We start from the raw sequence: 22,199 nt of genomic DNA on the forward strand, positions 1-22,199 counted from the left end.
CTCAGGTCGAGGCGCCGGCCGTCACTTCCTGGCCGCGCATGCGCTGGCTGATCACCTGGGTGATGCCGTCGCCCTGCATGGTGACGCCGTAGAGCGCGTCGGCGATCTCCATGGTCGGCTTCTGGTGGGTGATGACGATCAGCTGCGACCGCTCCCGCAGCTGCTCGAACAGCCCGAGCAGGCGGCGCAGATTGACGTCGTCGAGCGCGGCCTCGACCTCGTCCATGATGTAGAACGGCGACGGACGCGCCCGGAAGATCGCCACCAGCATCGCCACCGCGGTCAGCGACTTCTCCCCGCCGGACAGTAGCGACAGCCGCTTGACCTTCTTGCCCGGCGGTCGCGCCTCCACCTCGATGCCGGTGGTGAGCATGTCCTCGGGGTTGGTCAGCAGCAGCCTGCCCTCGCCGCCGGGGAACAGCGACGCGAAGACCTGCGTGAACTCGCGCTCCACGTCGTAGTAGGCCTCGGCGAACACCCGCAGGATGCGGTCGTCGACGTCGGCGATGACGTCCAGGAGGTCCTTGCGGGCCGCCTTGACGTCCTCGAGCTGGGTGGACAGGAAGTTGTAGCGCTCCTCCAGCGCGGCGAACTCCTCGAGCGCCAGCGGGTTCACCCGGCCGAGTTCGGCGAGTTCGCGTTCGGCCCGTTTGGCGCGCCGCTCCTGGGTGGGCCGGTCGTAGGGCATCGGGGCGGGCGCGGTCACCTGTTCCCCGCGCTCCCGGGCCTGCTCGAACTCCGCCATCTCCAGCTCCGTCGGCGGCAGCGGCACCTGCGGTCCGTACTCGGCGACCAGGTCCGCAGGCGACATCCCGAACTGCTCGAGCACCTGTGACTCCAGCTGCTCGATGCGCAGTGCCGCTTGGGCTTTGGCGACCTCGTCGCGGTGCAGGGCGTCGGTGAGCGAGCTGATCCTCGCGCTCAGCCGGGTGACCTCCTCGCGCGCCTGCGCCAGCCCCGCGGCCCGGATCTGGCGCTGGGCGGCCAGCTGGTCGCGGTTGCGCGAGGCCACTCCGACCACCGCGGTCAACCGCTGCGCGACGAGGCGGCCGGACTCCGCGACGGCGGCGCCCACCGTCGCCGCGTGCTCGCGGGCCTGCCGGGCGCGCTGGGCCCGCAGCCGGGCCTCCCGTTCGGCGGCCGCCGCCCGGCGCAACGAATCGGCCCGCCCGCGAACGGCATTCGCGCGTTCCTCGGCGGTGCGCACGGTCAGCCGCGCCTCCACCTCGACGGAGCGGGCCGCCTCGGCGGCGGCCATCGACGCCTGCCGGTCGACCGGTTCGGCCTCCATGGTCGGCACCTGCTCGGCGTTGTGCAGGCGCTGCTCGATCTCGGCGAGCTCCTCGACGGTGCGCGCGCGGCCGGTCTCCAGTTCGTCGCGCTGGGTGATCAGCCGCTGCCATTCGTCGTCGGCGGCGCGGGCGTCCTGCCCGAGCCGGCCGAGCTGCTCGTAGATGGCCGAGATCGCCGCGTCGGACTCGTTGAGGGCGGCCAGCGCCTCCTCGGCGGAGTCCTGGCGGCCGCGTTGTTCGTCGAGTGCGCCTGCCAGCGCGGCGGTCAGCTCGCCGACCAGTTTCTCCGCGGCCACCAGGTCCGTGCGGGCCTTGTCGATCTCCGAGGCGATCTCCAGCGTGCTCGGCTTGCGGTCCGATCCGCCGCTGACCCAGCCCGCCCCGAACAGGTCGCCGTCGGCGGTCACCGCGCGCAGGCCGGGCCGGGCGGTCACCAGCTGCTGCGCCGCCGCCAGGTCATCGACCACGGCGACCTGGGCGAGCATCGCCGTGACGGCCCCGCGCAGTCGGTCGGGCGCCTCCACCACATCGGTCGCCCACACCGCGCCTGCGGGCAGCGTCTCCGCCGGTGGCGCGGCAGCCGCGGGCCAGTCCCCCAGCACGATCGCGGCGCGCCCGCCGTCGGACTCCTTGAGTGCGGCCACCGCCGACCGGGCGGCGCCGAAGTCCTCCGCGGCCAGCGCGTCGGCGGCCGGGCCGAGCACCGTCGCGATGGCCACCTCATATCCGGCGCGAACCTTGAGCAGCTTGGCGACGGTACCGAAAAGCCCTGTGCCACCATGGTTCTTCTGCAGCCACGCCGCGCCGTCGCGGCGATCCATCCCGACCGCGAGCGCGTCGATGCGCGCCCGCAGGGAAGCCACCTGACGTTCGGCGCCGCGCTCGGCGGCCTGCAGTTCGGCGACGCGTTCGTCGGCCAGCCGCAGCGCGGTGACGCTGCGGTCGTGGTGCTCGTCGAGACCGACCTCGCCGGCGTCGAGCTCACCGACGCGGCTCTGTACCGTCTCGAACTCGGCCCTGGCCTGCTGTGCCTTCGCGGCGGACTCCTCGATGCCCACCGACAGCCGGGCCACGGTCTCGTCGATCGACTCGACCCGGGTGCGCATCGTGTCGACCTGCCCGGCCAGCCGCGCCAGCCCTTCGCGGCGGTCAGCCTCGGCGCGGGCGGCGGCGAGGTGCGCGCGCTCGGCCTCGGCGGCGATCCGGTCCTTCTCGGACTGTTCGGCGCGGGCCTCCTCGAGGCGCCGCCGTGACTCCTCCAGCTCGCCGAGCAGCTGCGCCTCCCGCGCGGCCATCTCGTCGGCCTCGGCCTCCAGCTCCTCGGGATCCCGGCCGGTCGACGGCTCGGGCTCGGACTCGAGCAGCTGGGCCCGCTCGCTGGCGATGCGGACGGTCGCGCCGACCCGCTCGGCGAGCGCCGACAGCCGGAACCACGTCTGCTGGGCGCCCTCGGCGCGTTCCGACAGCGACGCCACCGCCGCCTCGTGGCCGTCGAGCTCGGCGGTCGCGGCCTCCAGCCGGGTGGTGATCTCGTCGTGCTCGCGGCGCAGCGTCGTCTCGGCCTGATCGGTGTTGTCGAACTCCGTCTTGCGGGTCACCAGGTCGTCGGCCGCCAGCCGCAGCCGGGCGTCACGCAGGTCGGCCTGGATGGTCTGCGCGCGACGGGCCATCTCGGCCTGCCGCCCCAGCGGTTTGAGCTGGCGGCGCAGTTCGGTGGTGAGGTCGCTGAGCCGCGCCAGGTTGGCCGACATGGAGTCGAGCTTGCGGACCGCCTTCTCCTTGCGCTTGCGGTGCTTGAGCACGCCCGCGGCTTCCTCGATGAACGCCCGGCGTTCCTCGGGCCGGGACTCCAGGATCTCCGAGAGCTTGCCCTGCCCGACGATGACGTGCATCTCCCGGCCGATGCCCGAGTCGGAGAGCAGCTCCTGGACATCCATCAATCGGCAACTGCTGCCGTTGATCTCGTACTCACCGGCGCCGTCGCGGAACATCCGGCGGGTGATCGACACCTCGGAGTACTCGATGGGCAGCGCGTTGTCGGAGTTGTCGATGGTCAGCGTCACCTCGGCGCGGCCCAGCGGCGCGCGCGACGACGTGCCGGCGAAGATGACGTCCTCCATCTTGCCGCCGCGCAACGTCTTGGCGCCCTGCTCGCCCATCACCCAGGTCAGCGCGTCCACCACGTTGGACTTGCCCGACCCATTGGGCCCGACGACGCAGGTGATGCCCGGTTCGAAGCGCAGAGTCGTCGGCGATGCGAAGGACTTGAAGCCCTTCAGCGTCAGACTCTTGAGATGCATGACGTGCCAGAGTACCGGGGCTATCGCTCGCGAAACCCCGTGATCGGCTCGCCGGCGTCGGACCAGTCGGCGACGACGGTGGTGACCGAGCCGGGGGTGGTGTCCCCCTGCAGCAGGTCGAGCAGCCGCTCGCAGGCGTCCCGGGAGCCTTGGGCCACCACCTGCACCCTCCCGTCGGACTTGTTGGCGGCGAACCCGCTGAGCCCGAGTTCCAGTGCCCGCGACCGCGTCCACCAACGGAAGCCGACGCCCTGCACGCGGCCGTGCACCCACGCGGTCAGCCGGACGTCAGCGTCGTGCGGCATCGCCCGCCCCAGCGTCGACCTCGAAGGTCACCGTGGTGCCCGACTTGAGCGTCCGGCCCACAGTGCACACCTGATCGATCGCCCGCTCGACGACGGTGAGCAGCCGGGCGCGATCCTGCTCGGACAGCCCGGACAGGTCCACCTCGAGCTTCTCCTCGAGCAGCGGGTAGCGCTCCTGCTCGCGGTCGGCCACCCCCGACACCCGGATGGTCGCGGCGTAGTCGTCGCCGAGGCGCCGGCGCAGCGGCTGGTCGCTCGACATTCCGCTGCAGGCCGCGAGGGCGATCTTCATGAGCTCGCCCGGTGTGAACACGCCGTCGACGTCGTCGCTGCCGACGAGCACCTCCGCGCCGCGTGAGCTCCGCCCGGTGTACCGACGCACGCCCGTACGCTGCACCCACAGTTCCGTCATGGTTTCTTTCTACAACGTGGCGGCCGCCGGAATTCCCCGCCCTCGCAGGCGCCCGGCACCGCGGTGAGTGCCTGCCCACAGGGCGTCCCGGTGTTACGGTCGTCGCGACTGCCTCAGGAGCAACCCATGACCCACGTGCCACCCACGCCGCCCGATCCGAATCAGGGTCAGTGGTCCCCGCAGGGCCCCTACGGACCACCGCAGTACGGCGCGCCGCAGGGACCGTACGGTCCGGGACCCGAGTACGGCTCGCCGGCACCGCAGTACGGCCCGCCGCAGCAGTACGGACAGCCGCAGCAGTACGGCTCGCCGCAGTACGGCCAGCCCCAGCAATACGGCCAGCCGCAGCAGTACGGGGCACCGGCGTACGGCTACGAGGGCGCGCCGTATCCGCCCGCCGGCTACCAGGGTGGCTACCCGCCGCCCGGCTGGGGGCCGGTCCCGCAGCCGCCCGGCTCCGGACGGGGAAAGTGGTTGCTGTTCGGCGGAATCGGCGTCGCACTGGTCATCGCACTGGTCGTCGTCATCGCGCTGGTGGCCGGCTCCGGCGACAGTGGCAATTCCTCGGCGAGCGGTGGGGGCACGTCGGCCGAATCCGATGACGAAGCCGCGATCCGTCAGCTGTTCGACGACATCAACGCCAGCAGTGACTTCGAAGCCGCACTGCAGAGCTATTTCTGCGCCGGTGACCGAGAACTGTTCGAGTCCTTCGGCGATCTCGGCGACCTCGGCGACCTGGGCGACCTCGACGTCCCGGGCGATCCCGGCTCGTCGACGGAGACCGCGGAGATCTCCGACATCCAGGTCGACGGTGACGCGGCGACCGCACAGGTGGAGACCGGCACCCAGAAAGAGGAAGTGCACTTCGCCAAGGAAGGCGACGACTGGAAGGTCTGCATGACCGCGGCGCCGGGCTTCCCGGAGATGCCCAGGTAGGTCAGGACCGCCGCACGCGGGGCCGGGCCTGGCATCGCGGACAGTAGAACGACGAGCGGTTCATGAACTTCTCCCGCCGCATCACCGCACCGCAGCGCCGGCACGGCTCGCCCTCGCGGCCGTAGGCGTCAAGCGACCGGTCGAAGTACCCCGATTCGCCGTTGACGTTGACGTACAGCGAGTCGAATGACGTGCCGCCCTGGCCGAGTGCGTCGGTCATCACCTCGGCGGCGGCGTCGAGCAGTTCGGTCAGCTGCCGACGGGTCAGCGCCGACGCCAGGCGGGTGCCGTTGATCTTCGCCCGCCACAGCGCCTCGTCGGCGTAGATGTTGCCGATCCCCGACACCACCGTCTGATCGAGCAGCTGGCGCTTGATCTCGGAGTGCTTGCGGCGCAACACCGTCACCACCCCGTCGCGGTCGAACCGCGGATCGAGCGGATCGCGTGCCAGATGCGCCACCGGCACCGGGACGCCGGTGCCGTCCACGGTCACCATGTCGGCCAGCTGCCAGCCGCCGAAGGTGCGCTGGTCGACGAAACTCAGCGCGGTGCCGTCGTCGAGCAGTGCGGCGATGCGCAGGTGGTTCTCGTTGGCCACGGGTCCGAGGAGCATCTGACCGCTCATGCCGAGGTGGACGACCAGTGCCGTGTCACCGTCGTCGAGCGTGAGCCACAGGTATTTCCCCCGCCTGCCGGTTCCGGCGACGTGCGCGTCGAGCAGTCGGCCGGTCAGGTCGGCGGGTCCTGCGCCGTGACGCCGGACCGCGCGCGGGTGGTTGACCCGCACCGCGGTGATGGTCCGGCCCGTGACATGGGCGTCCAGACCACGCCGGACGACCTCGACCTCGGGTAGTTCAGGCATCGACACCCGTGGCCGACAACGCATTCCAAGCCGCTGCGGCGGCCCTGAGCTCGGCCTCCTTCTTGGTGCGTCCCACTCCCCTGCCGTACTCGATGTCAGCGACGACGACGGTGGCGGTGAACTCCTTGTCGTGGTCCGGGCCCGTCGAGGTGACGACATAGGACGGCGCGCCCATGCTCCGGGCCACAGTGAGCTCCTGCAGGCTGCTCTTCCAGTCCAGCCCGGCGCCCAACGTCGGTGCGGTGGTGATCAATTCGGCGAACAGCCGCAGGATCACCTCCCGCGCGGTCACCAGCCCGTGCTCGACATAGATGGCGCCGAGCAGTGATTCGACGCCGTCGGCCAGGATGCTCGACTTGTCGGCGCCACCGGAGTGCTCCTCGCCCTTGCCGAGCAGCAGGTACGCGCCCAGCCCGTCGGCGCTGAGATTGCGGCCGACGTCGGCGAGCGCGTGGGTGTTGACGATGCTGGCGCGCAACTTGGCGAGGTCGCCTTCGGAGCGGTCGGGGTGGCGGTGGTAGAGCTCCTCGGTGACGGTCAGGCCGAGCACGGCGTCGCCGAGGAACTCCAGGCGCTCGTTGGTCGGCAGACCGCCGTTCTCGTAGGAATAGCTGCGGTGGGTCAGGGCGATGGTGAGCAGTTCAGGGGGCAGGTCCACCCCCAGCGCCTCGAGCAGCGGCGCGCGGTCGGTCACGAATCGTCCCCCGGTTCGCGGGGCGCCTCGTCGGGCAGCAGCGCCGCCAGTTTCGCCCAGCGCGGGTCGAGCTGTTCGTGGTGATGGTCCGGCTCGGCTTCGGCCAACCGGACGCCGCATTCGGCGCACAGCCCTTCGCAGTCCGGCCCGCACAGCGGGGCGAACGGCAGTGCGAGACCGATGGCGTCGATGACCGGCTGCTCGAGGTCGACGGTGTCGGCCTGACCGCTCGAGCCCACCCGGCCGATCTCATCGGCGTCCGTGGTCTCGTCGGTGGCGCTGTCGGGATAGGCGAACAGCTCGGTCAGGTCGATGTCGACGTGGCCGGTGATCGGGGTCAGGCAGCGTCCGCACTCGCCGGCCGTCGGCGCCGAGACGGTGCCGGTGACCAGCACACCCTCCGACACGGACTCGATCCGCAGGTCGAGCTCGAGCGGGGCGTCCTTCTCGACCGCGACCAGGTCCAGGCCGATCCGCAACGGACTGGGGATCGTCTCGCGGATCGTGAGCATCGAGCCCGGTCGCCGGCCCAGCGTGGACAGGTCGAGCACGAGCGGCGAAGGTGTTGCACGGTGTCGCGCTCTTCGCTGCGTAGCCATGTGTGCGATGTTACGGCGCTGCTCAAGGCGGCCGCCGCGGGATCGCGGCTGCCGGACGGGTGCGGCCCCGGGGCTACCTGGTGACGTAGTCGTGCGTCCCGGCCGCAGTGCGCAGCTGGTGGCGGCCGCGACCGACGGAGCGCAGCGTGCCGTTGAGGAACTCCTCGAACTCGGCGAGCTTGCTGTCGACGTAGATGTCGCACTCTCCGCGGAGCCGGTCCGCCTCGGCGTGCGCGGTGTCGACCAGGCGGGTGGCCTCGGCGTTCGCGGTGGCGACGATCTCGGTCTGCGACACCAGCCGCTGCTGCTCCTTGATGCCTTCCTGGACGGCCTTCTCGTAGGAGATGTTGCCGTTCTCGATCAGGCGGTCGGCCTCCGCCTTGGCGCGGCCGGTGGCGGCGTCGTACTCGCGCTTGGCGGTGGCGCTGACCCGCGCCGCCTCTTCGCGCGCCTCGCCGACCATCCGCTCGCTGTGCTGGCGTGCCTCGGCGACCATCCGGTCCGCCTGGGCCTTGGCGTCGGCGAGCAGGCGGTCGGCCTCGCCGCGCGCATGGTTGAGCATCGAGTCCGCCTCGGCGCGCGACGACGCCACCATGCCCTCGGAGTGCTCCTTGGCGTCGCGCAGCAGTGAGTCGCGGGCGTCGAGCACGTCCTGCGCGTCGTCGAGCTCACCGGGGATGGCGTCCTTGATGTCGTCGATCAGCTCGAGGACGTCTCCGCGCGGCACCACGCACCCCGCGGTCATCGGCACGCCGCGCGCTTCTTCCACGATCGCGCCCAGTTCGTCGAGCGCCTCAAAAACTCGGTACACGGCAACACCCTCCAGGCGAAGTAAGTTGTTACTAGTGTGCCTGGTGTTACCGCTGTGACTCTGCAGCACGGTCGGTGTGTCGCACCCGGCACATTTTCAGGATGCAGTGCAGCATGCACCAGCGCACGGCCGGCCGAATCCGCAGGCCGGACGCCGGTGCGTGCGCTCAGCGCATCGCCGCGGCGATCGCGTCGCGCGCCCGGTCCAGCATCGAGGCGAACGGGCCGACCGCGAAGTTCAGCTTCGCCGACTCGACGCCGGGATGGGGCCGGGTGGGGGCGATCGCCTGCGCGGCCAGGACGCCGGCGGCCATGCGCTTGAGATCGGCGGGGTCCAGTTCGCGCTGCAGCTTGTTGAACTCCTCGGTCTCCTCGCGTTCGGCGTGGTCGAGCACCGACGCACGGAAGAGCACGAGTTCGTCGAGGAACTCCTGGGAGCCGATGTCCATCGCCTCCAGGGCGGAGAGGTGCTCCTTGGCGACGTGTTCCTCGCGCAGGCGGGCGTCGACGATGAGGTCCCCGCTGTCCACCTCGCGACGGACCCTCGGGTGCACCACCATCTCCTCGGCGGTCTCGTGCACCGCGAGCAGTTGGCGCAGTTCGGTGAACGCCTTCTCCCTGGCCTTGGTCTCCGACGCGTACAGCACGTCGTCGAACATGTCCTTGATGAGGTTGTGCTGGTCCTTGAGGAACGCGACGACGTCGTCGGTCGATTGCACGAATGTCTGAGCCACGACTGTGACCTCCGTATTGCTGGCTGGTTCGGTCGGCGCAATGGGCTGTGCGCCACACCGTGGCTACCCTGCATCGCGCCAGGTCAACCGTGCGGGAGCCGCCGTGAGCCGGTGATCTGCGTCGCCGCGGCCGTGGCAGGATGTGCGCCATGACGACGCCTGGTCCGCCGGTGGGACGCCTTGGCGCCACCTCCATCGACTGCCCCGACCCGGCCGCCCTCGCCGATTTCTACGGCGCACTGCTCGGCATGCACCGTCTCGTCGAGGCCCCCGACGGCAGTGTCGTCGCGATCACCGACGGCACCGGGGTGCTGGCGTTCATGCGCGTCGCCGACTACGTCGCGCCGACCTGGCCCGAGCCCGGGCAGCTCCAGCAGATGCATCTCGACGTCTCCGTCGACGACATCACCGACGCCGTCGCGCAGGCGGTCGCCCTCGGAGCCCGCGAGGCGTCCCACCAGCAGGCCCCCTCACTGTGGCGCGTCATGCTCGACCCCGTCGGCCACCCGTTCTGCCTCACCACGGTGACGCCCGACTAGCGGCGAGTCATCCTGCCGCGCTGCGCCTTTCGGCCAGCCGGCGGTTGACCGCCTCGGGCAGCAGCTCGGTGACGTCACCGCCGAGCATCGCCACCTCCTTGGCCAGCGACGACGACACGAACGAGTAGCGCGGCGTGGTCGCGACGAAGAAGGTGTCCACACCGGCGACATGCTTGTTCATCTGGGCCATCTGCAGCTCGTACTCGAAGTCGGTGCCGGTGCGCAGGCCCTTGACGATCGCGGTCAGCCCGCGCGCCTTGACGAAGTCGACGACCAGCCCGGAGCCGGACTCCACCCGCAGGTTCGGCAGGTGCGTCGTGGACTCCTCGATCATCGCGATCCGCTCGTCGGGGCTGAACAGCCCCTTCTTGTTCGGATTCCCGAGCACGGCGACGACGACCTCGTCGAACTGCGCGGCGGCCCGCTCGAAGACGTCGATGTGACCAAGCGTGACCGGGTCGAACGATCCGGGGCATACGGCGCCGCTCATGGGTGACGACGCTAGCAGGGCGGCTGCGGCTTTGATCGGCTCAGCCGGACTCGGCGATGTCCAGCCGGGTGTCGCCGTAACGCCGCTGCGGCCACGGGGTCCAGTGCTCCGGCCACCGTGTCGGCGCGGCCGATGCGCGGCGCTCGATCACCACGACCGTCCCGGCACGTGTCCAGCCGGCGTCGAGCAGCGCGATCATCTCGTCGATCTCCGCCTCGGCGATGTCGTAGGGCGGGTCGGCCAGCACCAGGTCCACCGGTGATGCGGCGCCGCCGAGCGCAGCGGCCACACCGGTCTTGCGCACGTGCGCGTTCCGCACGCCGAGGTCGGCGAGGTTGCCCTCGATGACACCGGCCGCGCGCCGATCCGCCTCGACGAACGTCACGGTCGACGCACCGCGCGAGATCGCTTCCAGCCCAAGGGCTCCGGATCCGGCGTAGAGGTCGAGCACCGAGAGCCCGGCCAGGTCGAGCCGGGCCGTGAGCACGTTGAACAACGACTCCCTGACCCGGTCGGTGGTGGGCCGGGTGCCGCTGCGCGGAACGGTGATCCGGCGCCCGCCGAGCGCGCCGGCGATGAGGCGGGTCAGCTGACCACGACCAGGAGGTCGCCGCCTTCGACCTGTGCGGTGTCGGCGACCGCGATGCGGGCCACCTTGCCGTCCTTGGGTGCGGTGATGGCGGCCTCCATCTTCATCGCCTCGATGGTGGCGATGGTCTGGCCGGCGCTGACCTCGTCGCCGACGGCGACGGTGACGTTCACGACGCCGGCGAACGGGGCGGCGACGTGGTCGGGGTCGGTGCGGTCGGCCTTCTCGGCGGTGGGCACCTCGCTGGCGATGCTGTTGTCGCGCACCAGGACCGGGCGCAACTGGCCGTTGAGGATGCACATCACGGTCCGCATGCCGCGTTCGTCGGCGTCGGAGACGGCCTCCAGGCCGATGAGCAGTTCGACACCCCGCTCGAGGTAGACCCGGTGTTCCTCACCCTGGCGCAGACCGTAGAGGAACTGGTTGGCGCTCAGCCGGGAGGTGTCGCCGTAGACCTCGCGGTGCGCCTCGAATTCCTTGGTGGGGCCGGGGAACAGCAGGCGGTTCAGTGCGGCCTGGCGTTTCGGGCCGGGCTGGGCCAGCACCGCCTCGTCCTCCGGACTCAGTTCGGTGACGGGCTTCGCGGGGGCGCGCCCGGCCAGTGCCGTGGACCGCAGCGGTTCGGGCCATCCGCCGGGCGGATCACCCAACTCGCCGCGCAGGAACCCGATCACGCTGTCGGGGATGTCGAACCGGGCCGGGTCGGCGGCGAATTCGTCGGCGTCCGCACCGGCGCCGACCAGCGACAGCGCCAGGTCGCCGACCACCTTGGACGACGGCGTGACCTTGACCAGGCGGCCGAGGATGCGGTCGGCGCCCGCGTAGGCGTTCTCGATGTCCTCGAACCGGTCGCCGAGCCCCAGCGCGATGGCCTGCTGGCGCAGATTGGAGAGCTGTCCGCCGGGGATCTCGTGGTGGTAGACCCGCCCGGTCGGAGCGGGAAGGCCGGACTCGAACGGCGCGTACACCTTTCGCAGCGCCTCCCAGTACGGCTCCAGGTCGCAGACCGCGCCAAGGTCCAGTCCGGTGTCGCGATCGGTGTGCGCGGCGGCGGCCACGATCGAGGAGAGTGCGGGCTGGCTGGTGGTGCCGGCCAGCGGCGCGGCGGCCCCGTCGACCGCCGAGGCGCCTGCGGCCCAGGCGGCGGTATAGGTGGCGAGCTGGCCGCCGGGGGTGTCGTGGGTGTGCACGTGCACCGGCAGGTCGAAACGGGACCGCAACGCGCCGACGAGCAGGGTGGCCGCGTGCGGCCGCAGCAGCCCGGCCATGTCCTTGATGGCGAGTACGTGTGCACCCGCCTCGACGATCTGCTCGGCCAGCCGCAGGTAGTAGTCCAGCGTGTAGAGATCCTCACTGGGATCGGCGCAGTCGCCGGTGTAGGACATCGCCACCTCGGCGACCGCGCTGCCGCTGGCGCGCACGGCGTCGATGGCGGGGCGCATCGAGTCGACGTTGTTCAGCGCGTCGAAGATGCGGTAGATGTCGATGCCGGTCGCGGTGGCCTCCTCGACGAACGCCGCCGTCACCGACTCCGGATAGGGCGTGTACCCCACGGTGTTGCGGCCGCGCAGCAGCATCTGCAGACAGATGTTGGGCACCGCCTCACGCAGCGCCGCCAGCCGTTCCCACGGGTCCTCCTTCAGGAACCGCAGTGCCACATCGTAAGTCGCGCCACCCCAGCACTCGATGGACAGCAGCTGCGGCATCATCCGCGCCACGTACGGCGCGACCGTCAGCAGTCCGGTGCTGCGCACCCGGGTGGCCAGCAGCGACTGGTGGGCGTCGCGGAACGTGGTGTCGGTGACCCCGACCGCGGGCTCGTCACGCAGCCACGCCGCGAAGCCCTCCGGGCCCAGCTCCATGAGGCGCTGCTTGCTACCCGCGGGCGCCGGCGTCGTGAGGTCCAGCGTGGGCAGCTTGTCCTGGGGGTACACCGCCGACGGCCGCGGGCCGTGCGGCTGGTTGACCGTCACGTCGGCCAGGTAGTTGAGGATCTTGGTGCCGCGGTCGGCCGGGGTGCGGGCGGTCAGCAGGTAGGGACGTTCGTCGATGAACGACGTGGTGACCCTGCCCGCGCGGAAGTCCACGTCGTTGACCACGGCCTGCAGGAACGGGATGTTGGTCGAGACACCGCGGATCCTGAACTCCGCCAGCGCACGTCGCGCACGGGCCACCGCGGTGGAGAAATCCCGGCCGCGGCAGGTCAGCTTGACCAGCATCGAGTCGAAGTGGGCACTGATCTCGGCGCCGAGCACGGTGCCGCCGTCGAGGCGGATCCCCGCCCCGCCCGGGGACCGGTAACCGGTGATGCGGCCGGTGTCGGGCCGGAAGCCGTTGGCCGGGTCCTCGGTGGTGATCCGGCACTGCATGGCGAATCCGCGCGTCCTCAGTTCATCCTGACTCAATCCGAGATCGGCCAGCGATTCGCCGTCGGCGATGCGCAACTGGGAGGCCACCAGGTCCACATCGGTGATCTCCTCGGTGACGGTGTGCTCCACCTGGATGCGCGGATTCATCTCGATGAACACGTGGTTGCCGCGCTCGTCGAGCAGGAACTCCACGGTGCCCGCGTAGGCGTATCCGATCTCACGGGCGAACGCCACCGCGTCGGCGCAGATCTTCTCCCGCAGCTCGGCGGGCAGGTTCGGGGCCGGGGCCAGCTCGATCACCTTCTGGTGGCGGCGCTGCACGCTGCAGTCCCGCTCGAACAGGTGCATCACCTCGCCGTGGCGGTCGGCCAGGATCTGCACCTCGATGTGGCGCGGGTTGAGCACCGCCTGCTCCAGGTACACCGATGCGTCACCGAACGCCGACTCCGCCTCGCGGCTGGCCGCCTCGATGGCCTCCTGGAGCTCTCCCGGTTCGCTGACCCGCCGCATCCCGCGGCCGCCGCCGCCCGAGACCGCCTTGACGAACAGCGGGAACTCCATCGACTCCGCGGCGGCCAGCAGCTCCTCGACCGACTCGGACGGCGCCGACGACGAGAGCACCGGCAGTCCGGCGGCCCGGGCCGCCTCGATCGCCCGCGACTTGTTGCCGGTCAGTTCCAGGATGTCGGCGCCGGGCCCGACGAAGGTGATGCCGGCCTCGGCGCACGCCGCGGCCAGTTGGGGATTCTCCGAGAGGAAGCCGTAGCCGGGATAGACCGCGTCGGCGCCGGCGTGCCGGGCGACCCGGATGATCTCGTCGACCGACAGGTAGGCGCGCACCGGATGGCCGACCTCGCCGATCTGGTAGGACTCGTCGGCTTTCAGCCGGTGCAGCGAATTGCGGTCCTCGTACGGGTATACCGCCACCGTCGCGATGCCCATCTCATAGGCCGCGCGAAACGCCCGGATCGCTATTTCCCCACGGTTGGCGACCAGCACCTTCGAGATCACGCGCTACTTTAACGCGCCGCGCGGGCCGAACGTCCCGGGGTGGTCAGAGAAGGGTGGACCAGTAGTCCCAGAACCGCTCGAGGATGAGCAGGATCAACCCGGTGAACCACAGTGCGACGAGCGACCATCGCCACTGGTGCACAGCGCGTGCGACCGCGTTGCCCTGCGCGGGCTGCAGCGCGATCGACGACACCACCACCAGCAGCGGAATCGTCACCGCCCACACCACCATGCAGTAGGGGCACAGCGCGCCGATGCGGTACAGGCTCTGGAAGATGAGCCAGTGCACAAAGACCGTGCCCGCCAGCGTCCCGGCCGCAAGACCCATCCAGTACCAGCGGGGCAGCGACACCTTGGCGACGGCGAGCACACCGGTCATCAGGACCACGGTGAACGCCACGATGCCCATCAGCGAGTTCGGGAAGCCGAACGCCGACGCCTGCGGCGTGGTCATCACCGAACCGCACGAGAGCACCGGGTTCAGGCTGCACGACGGCACGTAGCTGGGGTCGATGAGGAGTTCGACCTTTTCCACCGTCAGGGTGACCGCCGCGGCCAGGCCAAGGACACCGGCGATCAGCACCCACACCGCGCTCGGCGTCCGGACGCGACTCCCGGACCGCGTGTCCGCGGCCGGTTCGGTCGGTTCGACGGCGTTGGGCGCGGCGACGGTCATGACGACGGCGGGGGAACGGGGCCGGGGGCGGGGCCGTCGAGGGCGGGGATGTCGCCGACGATCTCCTTGACCTTGGCGATCAGGTCGTCGGGCGTGGTCTGGTTGGTCAGCTGGAAGTCTTCGCCGTTGATGCGGATGGTCGGCGTGCCGTTGACGTCCGTCGCGTCCGCCATGCCCTTGACCATCTCGACGTAGCGGCCCTTGTTGATGCAGTCGGACACGCCGCCGGTGACGCCGGCTTGCCGGGCGTACTCGATCAGCTGCTTGTCGTCGGGGTAGACGCCGCTGTTCTCCTGCGGCTGGATGCCGGGGGTGAACAGCGCCGCGTGGAAACGCTGGAACGCCTCTTTGTTCTCGTCGGCCACGCAGTACGCGGCGCTGCCGGCGCGCGAGGAGTAGCCGTCACCGGCGCGGTCGAGGATCGCCACCGTGTAGTAGTCCGCGGCCACCGCGCCGCTGTCGATGAGCTTGCCGACCGTCGGCCCGAACTCCTGCTCGAACGCGCCGCAGGCCGGGCACATGAAGTCTTCGTAGAGCGACAGCACCACCTTCGGCTCGGTGGTGCCCTCCTTGACGATCAGGCTGTCCGACGCCAAGCGGACGGCCTTGGCCTCGCCGGAGCCGGGACGGTCCTCGGCCGACGACACGATGTAGAGCACGAGCGCGACGGCGAACACCACCACGATCCCGGTCAGGCCGATCTGGATGAACAGGTTGCGCTTGCGATCGGCCGCCTTCAGGTCGTAGCGGGGCGTCTTCTTGGGTTTGGTGGCCACGGGGCCAGCGTACCGGCGGGTGGTCGGCGGGCCCCAGCGTGCACCGGCTGCTACGGATGCTGCAGATGCGCCCGCAGCGCCGAGATCATGTCCGCGGTGGCCCGCTCGCTGCCGCCGCCCAGAGGGAAGAAGTTGACGAAGCCGTGCACCAGCGTGCTCTCCTCGCGCAGCTCGACCGCGTTCCCGGCGGTGCGCAGCGCCTCGGCGTAGCGGTTGCCCTCGTCGCGCAGCGGGTCGAAACCGCCGGTCAGAACCAGCGCCGGGGGCAGCCCGCGCAGGTCGTCGGCAAGCAGTGGCGACACCACCGGATCGTCGACCGCCACCGACGAGCCGTCGACGTAGTTCGCGGCGAACCAGTTCATGTCGCGGGCGGTGAGGAAGTAGCCGTCGGCGAACAACGTCTTGGACCTGGTGTCGCTGCTCAGATCGGTGACTGGGTAGATGAGCAGCTGCAACGCCGGTGGGCGGACGCCGTCGCGGCGGGCGTGCTGGCAGACCACCGCGGCGAGGTTGCCCCCCGCACTGTCGCCGCCGACGGCGACGCGCTGCGGGTCGGCTCCCAGCTCTGCGGCGTGGTCAGCGGCCCAGCGATAGGCGGCGTCGGCGTCATCGACGGCCGCGGGCGCCTTGTGCTCGGGCGCGAGCCGGTAGTCGACCGACAGCACGTGCATGCCCCCGTCGCGGCTGATCCGTCGGCAGAGGTCGTCGTGAGTCTCCAGGTCGCCGATGACGAACCCGCCGCCGTGGAAGAAGACCAGCAGCGGCGCCGGACCGGAGACGGCCTGCACCGGCCGGTAATGGCGGGCGGGGATCGGCCCCGCAGGCCCGGGGATCTCGATGTCGCTGACGTCGGCGGCGATGCCGCACGGGAACATCGCGGCCACCGTCCGCAGCTGGGTGCGGGCGACGGCCACGTCCTCACTGGCCACCAGGCCGCCGATCCCGGCGACCCGCTCCCCTGTCAGCATCAGCTGCAGCGTGGTGTCGAGGGTGTTGCCGTCGACAGTGACCGATCGGCCACCGAGCACCACCCGCTTGACCACATCGGGCAGCCGCGGGATGACCCGGAACGAGGCGGCCGTGACCGCGTTGACCACCGCGTCGCGCACGGTGCTGCGCCCCCGCGGCGCCGGGCCCGGCCCGGACTCCTCGGGCCCGACCCGCGGTGCGTGCAGTGCGTCACTTGATGTCATGGGTATCCCTCGTTCGCTGTCAGTGTCATGTACCCGCTGCCGCCGGAACACCCACCCCCGGCCCGGGTGCTGATTAGGCCGCGTTCCGAACTCGTAATATCGTCATCCGCAAGTCGGTGAACCGATCTCCGGACCTTCAAACCACAGGGTAGGTGACATGACAACGGCGCCAGCGGTTCCCACCGTCACGCTCAACGACGGACACGCGATTCCCGTCCTCGGACTGGGGGTGGGAGAGCTCTCCGATGCCGAGACCGAGCGCGCGGTGTCGGCGGCGCTGGAGGCCGGGTACCGGTTGATCGACACGGCGGCGGCGTACGGCAACGAGGCCGCGGTGGGCCGGGCGGTGACGTCGTCGGGCATCCCGCGCGACGAGGTGTTCGTCACCACCAAGCTGGCCACCGGCGACCTGGGCTTCAAGTCCTCTCAGGACGCGGGCCGCGCGAGCCTGGAGCGGCTCGGACTGGACTACGTCGACCTGTACCTGATCCACTGGCCCGCCGGTGACCACGGCAAGTACGTCGACAGCTGGGGCGGGCTGATGAAGCTCAAGGAAGATGGGGTGACCCGCTCGATCGGTGTCTCCAACTTCCACGCCGAGCATCTCTCCAACATCATCGACCTGTCGTTCTTCACCCCCGCGATCAACCAGATCGAGCTGCATCCGCTGCTCAACCAGGCCGAACTGCGGGCGGTCAACGCCGGCTACGAGATCGTCACCGAGGCCTACGGCCCGCTGGGCGTTGGCAGGCTGCTGGAGAACCCGGCGGTCACCGCGGTCGCGCAGGCCCACGGGAAGGCGGCCGCACAGGTGCTGATCCGCTGGAGCATCCAGTTGGGCAACGTGGTGATCCCCCGCTCCTCGAACCCGGAGCGCATCGCCGCGAACCTCGACGTCTTCGACTTCGAGCTCACCGGCGACGAGATGGCGACGCTCGACGGGCTCGACGAGGGCACCCGTTTCCGTCCGGACCCGGACACCTACACCGGCACCTGAGCTCAGCCCGTCGGGCAGGTGGCTGCGGCGTCCCGCAGCGTGACCGCCGAGCGGGTGTCCACCGGCAGCCCGTACCCGCGCAGCACCGCCGAGAACTGGACGGCGTACTGACACCAGAACGCCCGGTTCGGTGGCATCCACTCGGCAGGCGTGTCGTCGCCCTTGTCCTGATTGGCCGCACCTGATACGGCGATCAGGTTCGCCGGGTCGTTGGCGAATCTGGCGCGCAGATGATCGGTCCAGTGCCGGGCGCCGAGGTCCCAGGCCAGTGCCAGCGGGACGAGGTGGTCGATCTGCACCGACGCCCCGATCTGGTTGCCGCGCACGAAGGCCACCGTGGCGTTGGTGTACGGGTCGTGCAGCGTGCCGGTGGCCACCGCGGTCGGGCAGCGGCTGATCGACACATAGGTCTTGTCCACCAGGTCGCGTTCGAGGATGTCGTTGCGGGTGTCGCAGCCGTTGCGGCCGCCGGGCGCGTCGGTGTCGTCGGTCCACGACTCGCCGAAGGCGGCCCGCCGGTAGTCGTTGCCGCGGAGCCTGCCCGGCACCTCGTGCACCCCGGCGAGTATGTCGGTTCCCGGTGTGACGGTGGGGATCTCGGCCTGGGCGACGAACCGCCCAGGCGACTGCCCGGTGTTGACCTGCACGGCCACCAGCACCGCGAGCACCGCGGCCACCGCCACCCACCACGTCCGTCGCCTGGTCACGTCTTGTCCAGGTAGTCCACGTCGGTGTCGGTGAACTGGGCGGCGAGCAGCGCCATCCCCGGGTCCTGCGGCGCCTGCGCGTAGTGCGACTCGCACAGCGCACGGGCGTCCTGGATGATCTCCAGATGGTCGACCAGTGACAGGAAGTGCAGCTTGAGCCGGCGCCCGGACTGGTTGAGGCCCAACACGTCCCCCTCGCGGCGCTGTTCGAGGTCCAGGTCGGCGAGCTCGAATCCGTCCAGCGTGCTCGCCACCGCCTTCAGCCGCGCACCGGCCTTCGAGCCCTCCGCGAGCCGGGTGGCCAGCAGGCACAGGCTGGGATGGCTGCCCCGGCCGATGCGGCCGCGCAGCTGGTGGAGCTGGCTGATGCCGAACCGGTCGGCGTCCATCACCACCATCACCGTCGCGTTGGGGACGTCGACACCGACCTCGATCACGGTCGTGCACACCAGGACGTCGATCTCGCCGGCCCGGAACGCGGACATCACCGCGTCCTTCTCGTCGGCGGGCAGCCTGCCGTGCATGAGGGCCAGCCGCAGCCCGGACAGCGGACCACCCTTGAGCCGCTCGAACAGCTCCACCACGGTGGTGGGCGGCGGTCCACCGCCGGCGCCCGGTTCGTCGTCGGACTCGTCGATCCGTGACGCCACCACGTATGCCTGCCGCCCGGCGCGCACCTCTTCGGCCAGCCGCGCCCACGCCCGCTCGAGCCACGCCGGTTTGGCGGAGACGAAGATGGTGTTGGTGGTGATCGGTTGCCGCCCGCGCGGCAGCTCGCGCAGCGTCGAGGTCTCGAGGTCACCGAAGACCGTCAGCGCCACCGTGCGCGGGATGGGCGTGGCCGTCATCACCAGCAGGTGCGGAGTGAGGCCGGCAGGGGCCTTGGCGCGCAACCGGTCCCGTTGTTCGACACCGAAGCGGTGCTGCTCGTCGACCACCACCATGCCCAGGTTGTGGAACTCCACCGCGTCCTGCAGCAGCGCATGGGTGCCGATCACGATGCCCGCCTCCCCGGAGGACACGGCCGCGCGTACCTGACGCTTCTGCTGCGGCGACATCGACCCGGTCAGCAGGGTCACCGCGGTCGCCCGGTCGGCGCCTTCGAGCTGCCCCGCCATCGCCAGCGGACCGAGCACATCGCGGACCGATCGCTCATGTTGCGCGGCAAGCACTTCCGTGGGCGCCAGCAGCGCGCACTGATAGCCGGCGTCCACCATCTGCAGCATCGCGAGCACCGAGACGATCGTCTTGCCGGAGCCGACCTCGCCCTGCAGCATGCGGTTCATCGGCCGATTGGCCGCGAGTTCGGACGACAACTCGACGAGTACCTCGCGCTGACCGTTCGTCAGCTCGAACGGCAGCCTCTCGCGCAGTCCGGCGACCAGACCGTCGTCGCGCAGCGGTGCCGCAGGGCCGGACTCCCCGAGCTCGCCGTGGCGCCGGCTCACCAGACCCCACTGCAATCCGACGGCCTCGTCGACGGTCAGCCGGTCCCGGGCCCGGTCGCGTTCGGCTTCGCTCTCGGCCAGGTGGATCGCCCGCAGCGCGGCGTCCTCCGAGACCAGACCGCGTTGGCGAAGAACGTTGTCGGGCAACGGATCGGGAACGGGATCGAGCAGGTCCAGCGTCTGCCGCACGCACGCGTAGATGTCCCAGCTCTGCACCTTGGCGCTGGCCGGGTAGATCGGGAAGAAGTCCCGCTCGAACGCCGCCAGCAGGTCGTCGCCGGTCTCGCCGGACGCGGCCGCGATGGTCTTGAGCGACTTGGTGCCGATCTTCTTTCCCAACGGGGATTCGAGGACGAGGAAGTCCGGGTGACTCAACTGAAGCGTGTTGCGGAACCACTTCACCTCACCGGACAACATCAGCCGGGTGCCGACCGGCAGCTTGTCGATCATCCAGTCCGCGTTGAAGAACGTCGCCGTCACCTTCGGCGTGCGTTTGCCGATGGTCAGGCGCAGGTACTGGCGCCTGCGCTTGCCCGGCTGTGCCTTCATGAATCCCGGGTCGGCCTCGGTGATCTCGTCGACGAAGGTGACGTGCTCGCCTTCCTCGAGGTCGAGCGCCTCGCCCTCACCGCGCACGGTCATGCCGTCGCTGTACTTGCGCGGGTAGTGGCGCAGGAGGTCGTTCACCGTGCGGAGCCCGAGGTGCTCCTCGAGCTTGCGTGCCGATTTCGCACCGATGACCTTGTCGAGGCGGTCGGAGAGGGTCGCCATGGCTATTCGACGCCGATCAGCAGCGCGTCACCGCCGTGGCCGGTGTGATAAGTGACGAGTTCGGTGCCGAGGTGCTCGCGGTGCACGTGTTCGCGCAGCGCCGCGCCCACCGACGCGTCGACGCCGTCGCCGGTGAGCACCGTGACCAGTTCGCCGCCCGCCACCAGCAGCAGGTCGATCAGTCCGGCCGCGGCGGCGGTGAGGTCGGGGCCCACGATCAGCACCTCGTCACCGGCGATGCCGAGTCCGTCGCCGGGCCTGCAGGTGCCCGCCCACGTCAGCGCCTCCTCGGTGGCGGTGCGCACCGTCCCGTGCCGGGCAGCCGCGGCGGCGCGGGCCATCGTGTACCCGTCGTCGACGGCCTGGCGTGCGGGATCGTGCACGGCGAGGGCTGCCAGCCCCTGCACCATCGACCCCGCGGGCACCGGCACCACGTCGATGCCCCAGCCGATCGCCGCGGTGCATCCGGCGACCAGCTCCTCGGCAGCGACATAGCCGTTGGGCAGCACCATGATCTGCGCGGCGCCTGCGTCGACGAGGGCGCGCAGCAACTGGCTTGCGCTCACCGGCCCGTCGGGGGCGGGCCGCAGCACCTGCGCTCCCTCGCCACTGAACAACTCCTCGGCGCCCGCGCCGTCGACGATGGCCAGCACCGCCCGGTCACGGCTCCACCCCGCCGCGGGCCGGGCGGCGGCGCCGCCGGTCAGCGCCGTGATCTGGATGCGGCTCGGTGTGCCCACCGCGAGGCCAGCCTCGACGGCGGCGCCCGCGTCGTCGGCGTGCACGTGCACCGAGTACTGCCCACCGCCGGAGGCCGCGATGGCCACGGATTCACCGAGGTGGTCGAGCCGGCCGCGCAACCGCTCGACGTCGTCGGCGCCGCAGTCGCTGAGCAGGTACATCACCTCGAACTGGGGCGGCGCTGCGGTGGCGTTCCGTTCGCCGCCCGAGTGGGCGCCGGAGGACGGTGAAGAGGACGGGGACGGCACGTACTCCGTGCGCCGGGTGACCTCGCCGGTGAGCGTCGAGGTCATCGCGTCCAGCAGGACGAGCAGGCCCCGTCCACCGGCGTCGACCACCCCCGCGGAGGCCAGGACCGCGAGTTGTTGCGGCGTGCGGTCGAGAGCGTCGGCCGCGGCGTCGGCGGCCACGGCGGCCACGTGGGCCGCATCGGCACCGTCGGCGGCGACTCCGGTGGCCGCATCGGCGGCGGCCTGCAGCACGGTGACGATCGTGCCCGGCACCGACTCCCCCATCGACGTCGCCGCGAACGCCGCGGCCTGTCGCAGCGTGGCGGCGTACAGCTCGCCGTCCACCTCGGGGAGTTCACCGCCACGCTCGGCGGCGGCCTCGGCGGTGACGACGGCCAGCCCGCGCACGATCTGGGACAGGATCACCCCGGAGTTGCCACGGGCGCCGTGCAGGGCGCCCTCGGCCAGCGCCGCGCTCACTGCGGCGACGTCGCCGGGTCCCTGTGCGTCGATCTGCTCCCAGGCCGCGCGCATGGTGAACAGCATGTTGGTGCCGGTGTCGGCGTCGGCGACGGGGAAGACGTTGAGGCGGTTGATCTCGTCGGTGTGGGTGATCAGGTCGCCCACCGACGCATGGGCCCACCGGCGCAGCGCGCAGGCGTCCAGCCGCCGACCCGCCATCCCACCTCCAGACCCGTGTAGTCCGCCGTCGCGTCAG

20 protein-coding genes are annotated in these 22,199 nt (G+C 70.8%); 3 read left to right on the forward strand and 17 right to left on the reverse strand.

Going from position 1 to position 22,199, the window contains the following annotated elements; translation table 11 throughout:
* Nucleotide 1: 1 nt before the first annotated feature.
* Genes smc through O6P37_RS16005 form a run of 3 tightly spaced genes read right to left on the reverse strand, consistent with a single transcriptional unit; the run spans nucleotide 2 to nucleotide 4,309 of the window.
* Entirely contained in the window at nucleotides 2-3,592 is a 3,591-nt protein-coding gene (gene smc, locus O6P37_RS15995; protein WP_269895015.1) for a chromosome segregation protein SMC, read from the reverse strand.
* 20 nt (nucleotides 3,593-3,612) lie between these two features.
* Nucleotides 3,613-3,897 carry an acylphosphatase gene (locus tag O6P37_RS16000; RefSeq protein ID WP_269895016.1) on the reverse strand — a complete coding sequence of 95 codons (285 nt, stop codon included), beginning with the start codon at nucleotides 3,895-3,897 and terminating at the stop codon, nucleotides 3,613-3,615.
* Nucleotides 3,881-4,309: an OsmC family protein gene (locus O6P37_RS16005; RefSeq protein WP_269895017.1), complete on the reverse strand. Its 429-nt coding sequence runs from the start codon at nucleotides 4,307-4,309 to the stop codon at nucleotides 3,881-3,883. Before O6P37_RS16005 ends, O6P37_RS16000 begins: the two co-directional genes overlap by 17 nt.
* A gap of 126 nt (nucleotides 4,310-4,435) precedes the next feature.
* On the opposite strand from O6P37_RS16005, the gene O6P37_RS16010 reads away from it, so the two are divergent.
* Nucleotides 4,436-5,245, forward strand: coding sequence for an Rv0361 family membrane protein (locus O6P37_RS16010; protein WP_269895018.1), 810 nt, complete (start codon nucleotides 4,436-4,438; stop codon nucleotides 5,243-5,245).
* A 1-nt stretch (nucleotide 5,246) separates the two neighbouring features.
* Here O6P37_RS16010 and mutM read toward each other — a convergent pair whose 3' ends face one another.
* The 5 genes from mutM to O6P37_RS16035 form a co-directional block, all read right to left on the reverse strand.
* On the reverse strand, nucleotides 5,247-6,107 hold the full coding sequence (gene mutM / locus O6P37_RS16015; RefSeq protein WP_269895019.1) for a DNA-formamidopyrimidine glycosylase: 861 nt from the start codon (nucleotides 6,105-6,107) through the stop codon (nucleotides 5,247-5,249).
* Nucleotides 6,100-6,801, reverse strand: coding sequence for a ribonuclease III (rnc, locus tag O6P37_RS16020; RefSeq protein ID WP_269895020.1), 702 nt, complete (start codon nucleotides 6,799-6,801; stop codon nucleotides 6,100-6,102). The genes mutM and rnc overlap by 8 nt, the downstream gene beginning before the upstream one ends.
* Nucleotides 6,798-7,400 carry a YceD family protein gene (locus O6P37_RS16025; protein ID WP_269895021.1) on the reverse strand — a complete coding sequence of 201 codons (603 nt, stop codon included), beginning with the start codon at nucleotides 7,398-7,400 and terminating at the stop codon, nucleotides 6,798-6,800. Before O6P37_RS16025 ends, rnc begins: the two co-directional genes overlap by 4 nt.
* Nucleotides 7,401-7,473: 73 nt before the next feature.
* Nucleotides 7,474-8,211: a cell division protein SepIVA gene (sepIVA, locus tag O6P37_RS16030; protein ID WP_264011737.1), complete on the reverse strand. Its 738-nt coding sequence runs from the start codon at nucleotides 8,209-8,211 to the stop codon at nucleotides 7,474-7,476.
* Between the two features lie 166 nt (nucleotides 8,212-8,377).
* Complete coding sequence (locus O6P37_RS16035; RefSeq protein WP_269895022.1) at nucleotides 8,378-8,944, reverse strand: hemerythrin domain-containing protein; 567 nt, start codon at nucleotides 8,942-8,944, stop codon at nucleotides 8,378-8,380.
* A gap of 149 nt (nucleotides 8,945-9,093) precedes the next feature.
* Between O6P37_RS16035 and O6P37_RS16040 the strand changes: the two genes are divergently transcribed.
* A complete protein-coding gene (locus O6P37_RS16040; protein WP_269895023.1) occupies nucleotides 9,094-9,483 on the forward strand; it encodes a VOC family protein in 390 nt (129 codons plus the stop codon).
* A 7-nt stretch (nucleotides 9,484-9,490) separates the two neighbouring features.
* Here the strand turns inward: O6P37_RS16040 and coaD are convergent, their stop codons facing one another.
* Genes coaD through O6P37_RS16070 form a run of 6 tightly spaced genes read right to left on the reverse strand, consistent with a single transcriptional unit; the run spans nucleotide 9,491 to nucleotide 16,587 of the window.
* Nucleotides 9,491-9,973 (reverse strand): pantetheine-phosphate adenylyltransferase, encoded by a 483-nt coding sequence (coaD, locus tag O6P37_RS16045; RefSeq protein ID WP_269895024.1) that lies wholly within the window; start codon nucleotides 9,971-9,973, stop codon nucleotides 9,491-9,493.
* A 40-nt stretch (nucleotides 9,974-10,013) separates the two neighbouring features.
* Complete coding sequence (gene rsmD / locus O6P37_RS16050) at nucleotides 10,014-10,562, reverse strand: 16S rRNA (guanine(966)-N(2))-methyltransferase RsmD (RefSeq protein WP_269895213.1); 549 nt, start codon at nucleotides 10,560-10,562, stop codon at nucleotides 10,014-10,016.
* A complete protein-coding gene (locus O6P37_RS16055; protein ID WP_269895025.1) occupies nucleotides 10,559-13,942 on the reverse strand; it encodes a pyruvate carboxylase in 3,384 nt (1,127 codons plus the stop codon). Before O6P37_RS16055 ends, rsmD begins: the two co-directional genes overlap by 4 nt.
* A gap of 43 nt (nucleotides 13,943-13,985) precedes the next feature.
* The gene (locus O6P37_RS16060; RefSeq protein ID WP_269895026.1) at nucleotides 13,986-14,618 is read right to left on the reverse strand and encodes a vitamin K epoxide reductase family protein; all 633 of its coding nucleotides are present in this window, start codon (nucleotides 14,616-14,618) and stop codon (nucleotides 13,986-13,988) included.
* Entirely contained in the window at nucleotides 14,615-15,394 is a 780-nt protein-coding gene (locus O6P37_RS16065; protein WP_269895027.1) for a DsbA family protein, read from the reverse strand. Before O6P37_RS16065 ends, O6P37_RS16060 begins: the two co-directional genes overlap by 4 nt.
* Before the next feature lie 50 nt (nucleotides 15,395-15,444).
* Entirely contained in the window at nucleotides 15,445-16,587 is a 1,143-nt protein-coding gene (locus O6P37_RS16070) for an alpha/beta hydrolase (protein ID WP_269895028.1), read from the reverse strand.
* A 157-nt stretch (nucleotides 16,588-16,744) separates the two neighbouring features.
* Here O6P37_RS16070 and O6P37_RS16075 point away from each other — a divergent pair, with 157 nt between their 5' ends.
* Complete coding sequence (locus O6P37_RS16075) at nucleotides 16,745-17,584, forward strand: aldo/keto reductase (RefSeq protein WP_269895029.1); 840 nt, start codon at nucleotides 16,745-16,747, stop codon at nucleotides 17,582-17,584.
* Between the two features lie 2 nt (nucleotides 17,585-17,586).
* Here the strand turns inward: O6P37_RS16075 and O6P37_RS16080 are convergent, their stop codons facing one another.
* From O6P37_RS16080 to O6P37_RS16090, 3 genes are read right to left on the reverse strand one after another with little or no spacing between them, the layout of a single operon-like run.
* Nucleotides 17,587-18,291 carry an HNH endonuclease family protein gene (locus O6P37_RS16080; RefSeq protein WP_269895030.1) on the reverse strand — a complete coding sequence of 235 codons (705 nt, stop codon included), beginning with the start codon at nucleotides 18,289-18,291 and terminating at the stop codon, nucleotides 17,587-17,589.
* Nucleotides 18,288-20,510, reverse strand: a complete 2,223-nt coding sequence (recG, locus tag O6P37_RS16085; protein WP_269895031.1) for an ATP-dependent DNA helicase RecG — start codon at nucleotides 20,508-20,510, stop codon at nucleotides 18,288-18,290. Before recG ends, O6P37_RS16080 begins: the two co-directional genes overlap by 4 nt.
* Before the next feature lie 2 nt (nucleotides 20,511-20,512).
* A complete protein-coding gene (locus tag O6P37_RS16090; RefSeq protein WP_269895032.1) occupies nucleotides 20,513-22,162 on the reverse strand; it encodes a DAK2 domain-containing protein in 1,650 nt (549 codons plus the stop codon).
* Between the last annotated feature and the right edge of the window lie 37 nt (nucleotides 22,163-22,199).

Origin of the sequence: Mycobacterium hippophais (assembly GCF_027529605.1) — a bacterium.
Classification (GTDB): domain Bacteria; phylum Actinomycetota; class Actinomycetes; order Mycobacteriales; family Mycobacteriaceae; genus Mycobacterium; species Mycobacterium arseniciresistens.

Excerpts from the sequence above, each read along its gene's own strand:
- smc (WP_269895015.1), bottom strand. The coding sequence starts at position 3,592 with ATGCATCTCAAGAGTCTGACGCTGAAGGGCTTCAAGTCCTTCGCATCG.
- O6P37_RS16000 (WP_269895016.1), bottom strand. The coding sequence starts at position 3,897 with ATGCCGCACGACGCTGACGTCCGGCTGACCGCGTGGGTGCACGGCCGC.
- O6P37_RS16005 (WP_269895017.1), bottom strand. The coding sequence starts at position 4,309 with ATGACGGAACTGTGGGTGCAGCGTACGGGCGTGCGTCGGTACACCGGG.
- O6P37_RS16010 (WP_269895018.1), top strand. The coding sequence starts at position 4,436 with ATGACCCACGTGCCACCCACGCCGCCCGATCCGAATCAGGGTCAGTGG.
- mutM (WP_269895019.1), bottom strand. The coding sequence starts at position 6,107 with ATGCCTGAACTACCCGAGGTCGAGGTCGTCCGGCGTGGTCTGGACGCC.
- O6P37_RS16025 (WP_269895021.1), bottom strand. The coding sequence starts at position 7,400 with ATGGCTACGCAGCGAAGAGCGCGACACCGTGCAACACCTTCGCCGCTC.
- O6P37_RS16040 (WP_269895023.1), top strand. The coding sequence starts at position 9,094 with ATGACGACGCCTGGTCCGCCGGTGGGACGCCTTGGCGCCACCTCCATC.
- coaD (WP_269895024.1), bottom strand. The coding sequence starts at position 9,973 with ATGAGCGGCGCCGTATGCCCCGGATCGTTCGACCCGGTCACGCTTGGT.
- O6P37_RS16060 (WP_269895026.1), bottom strand. The coding sequence starts at position 14,618 with ATGACCGTCGCCGCGCCCAACGCCGTCGAACCGACCGAACCGGCCGCG.
- O6P37_RS16070 (WP_269895028.1), bottom strand. The coding sequence starts at position 16,587 with ATGACATCAAGTGACGCACTGCACGCACCGCGGGTCGGGCCCGAGGAG.
- O6P37_RS16075 (WP_269895029.1), top strand. The coding sequence starts at position 16,745 with ATGACAACGGCGCCAGCGGTTCCCACCGTCACGCTCAACGACGGACAC.
- recG (WP_269895031.1), bottom strand. The coding sequence starts at position 20,510 with ATGGCGACCCTCTCCGACCGCCTCGACAAGGTCATCGGTGCGAAATCG.
- O6P37_RS16090 (WP_269895032.1), bottom strand. The coding sequence starts at position 22,162 with ATGGCGGGTCGGCGGCTGGACGCCTGCGCGCTGCGCCGGTGGGCCCAT.